Origin of the sequence: Mesorhizobium sp. M5C.F.Ca.IN.020.32.2.1, assembly GCF_004023105.1 — a bacterium.
In the GTDB taxonomy this organism is placed as follows: domain Bacteria; phylum Pseudomonadota; class Alphaproteobacteria; order Rhizobiales; family Rhizobiaceae; genus Mesorhizobium; species Mesorhizobium wenxiniae.
The window spans coordinates 1-2,277 of the sequence record NZ_RZSX01000952.1 but is presented as its reverse complement, the minus strand read 5'-3'; the positions used below and the strand labels follow the sequence as shown (position 1 = coordinate 2,277).

Genomic DNA, 2,277 nt, shown 5'->3' with positions numbered 1-2,277 from the left:
ACCCTTCGACAGGAGCACGTCGAGGCGATCATCGCCAAGAAGGCCGATTCGCCTGCTGCCGCCAACCGGCTGCTGAAGCTCCTGCGCCGCCTGTCACGATTCGGGATCAAGAAGGGTCTCCGGTCGGATGACCCGACCATTGGCGCCGAGCGCTACAAGGAAAACCAGGACGGCTTCCACACGTGGACCGAGCTGGAGGTGCTGCATTTCGAACAGCACCATGGCATTGGCAGCAAAGCCGTGCTTGCCCTGCGCCTGATCCTCAACACCGGCGCCGCGCGGCAGGACGTCGCCTTTCTCGGCTGGCAGAATGTCAGAGACGGCAGCCGCATCGGCTACCGCAGGAAGAAGACCGGAGGCGAGGTCGACCTGCCGATCCTCGATGAGCTGCTCGAGGTGCTGCAGCCGCTCCCCGTCGATCGCCTTCTCTTCCTCACCCATACCGGCGACCGGCCTTATAAGGCGACGACTTTTGGCAATTGGTTCCATGACCAGTGCGTCGCAGCGGGCCTGCCGCACTGCTCTTCGCACGGCCTTCGCAAGGCGGGCGCAACGCGCCTGGCCAACGCCGGCGCGAGCGAGCTGGAGATCATGGCCTTCCTCGGCCACCGCACGCCGGATGAGGCGCGAACCTACGTGAAGAAGTTCAATCGCAGCCGCCTCGGCGATTCCGGCATGGAGAAGGTTGCGAGGGCAAAAAGCAAACAGGGTTTGTCCAACCGCATCGAAAGGTTGGACATTCACCGCCGCAAGGCTTTGAAAGAAAGGGGTAATTAGATGAAGGTGGTACGCCCAAGGGGAATCGAACCCCTGTTACCGCCGTGAAAGGGCGTCTAAGCCGTCCAACGCCGTCCAGCCTTCTTATTCGACACTAGTCAGCAGGTCTAAGCACCGCCGCGCGCATCTATGCCAGCGCGCAGACCGGACTTTCGATCATCGCGGCTAAGACCGGCGGTGGTTCAGCTGTGAGTGAGCCTGTATCTATGCGTTGCATCGTTCGCGCCGCTCTAACCGGCCTAGCGAGCGACGCTGATGAATTGCGGGCAGCCGTCAACGGAATAACTTGGCGTCGTGTATATCCCTGGTCCCGTAAAATAGTGGCAGGTGGACGCACCTGTTGGGCTCTTCTCTTCGTGATAGAGAACGCCCGTCGATGTGGCCAGCATCCCGCCAATCACCAGGGCGACCAGTATACCGAGGCCGGCAACAGCTTTTAGCATTTCGATAGCGCGGGCTAAGCGGCCCTACGCGGTTTGAGCCTGTTCGACAGGGCGGTGGCCTGCGGACATTGAACTCAATCTTCCAATGGCGAATGCGGCCATCACGATGAAGGCCGCAGTGATGCTCAAAAAGATCCACGATGCGGTCGCGGGATCGGTGGCTACGCAGCTTGCGAGTTCCATGACGCCTTTACCCCTTTAAGCCCGGCGGCCCCACACCGCCAAAACCCGAGCATGATCCCGTTCCGGAATAAACACAAGTGGTCGCTAACATTTCAAATGGCTGGCGGGCTTCCGTCGTCCGATTTATCATCGACGGCGCGACCATCGTAACCAACGAAGCCGGATTGCCAGACTTTGCCGCGTTGCGGCGAGCGATCACGAGGAGCAAGTGCCAAGCTTAAGGGTTAGTTTCCTCAGCTAGCAATTCCTCTACTGCCCAACTACGGACTCTGCCGGCCGCGCTGAGGTTATCGGATCGGCGTGACGAAGGACGATTCTCCACGCGCCATCCTCCTGCCGGAAGATGGTGGTGACCCGAAGCGCAATCGGCACCAGTTTGTCCCCGCCGCGGACCTTGGATTGAAGCCGCTCGATTTCCATGACGTAGCCCAGGTCCGCTGTCGCGTACTCGGGGATTCGTTCGATGCCGATGACCTCGCCGTCTCGGTAGTTGGTAGCAGCCCGATCCATGGTCTCGGCAGCCTTTATCCATCCCTTGGCCGGCGGACCGAACGGGTTAGCGATTGTCACGTCGTCCCGCCGCGAGTAGAGGTTTTTCAGAGGCTCAGGGTCCCCCTTCACAAAAGCACCCAAAGCCAGATGATCTTGCTCGATAAACCTCGTTAGATCGGAAGGTAACATCTTACCGTCCCTCGCCTGATTGGAAAAACACCCAAACCTCCACTATCGCATCCCGTCTTCGGTCTCACGAGGCTGCACAGAGGCAACGTGCAGGACGAGCCCCATTGGGATCGCAGGATTGCCCAGCGTTCCATGGTCGATGATCCAACCGCAAATATGCATTTGACGGCCCGGCGGTTTCGGCTTCCGAGTC

At 59.9% G+C, this 2,277-nt stretch carries 2 protein-coding genes; one reads left to right on the top strand and one right to left on the bottom strand.

Features of this window, described 5'->3' with window-relative positions:
- The coding region (locus EOA86_RS31355) for a tyrosine-type recombinase/integrase (protein WP_128345146.1) at nucleotides 1-777 on the top strand (777 nt) is incomplete at its 5' end.
- 875 nt (nucleotides 778-1,652) lie between these two features.
- On the opposite strand, the gene EOA86_RS31350 is transcribed toward EOA86_RS31355, so the two are convergent.
- Nucleotides 1,653-2,084 carry a nuclear transport factor 2 family protein gene (locus EOA86_RS31350; protein WP_128345144.1) on the bottom strand — a complete coding sequence of 144 codons (432 nt, stop codon included), beginning with the start codon at nucleotides 2,082-2,084 and terminating at the stop codon, nucleotides 1,653-1,655.
- Between the last annotated feature and the right edge of the window lie 193 nt (nucleotides 2,085-2,277).

Excerpts from the sequence above, each read along its gene's own strand:
- EOA86_RS31350 (WP_128345144.1), bottom strand. The coding sequence starts at position 2,084 with ATGTTACCTTCCGATCTAACGAGGTTTATCGAGCAAGATCATCTGGCT.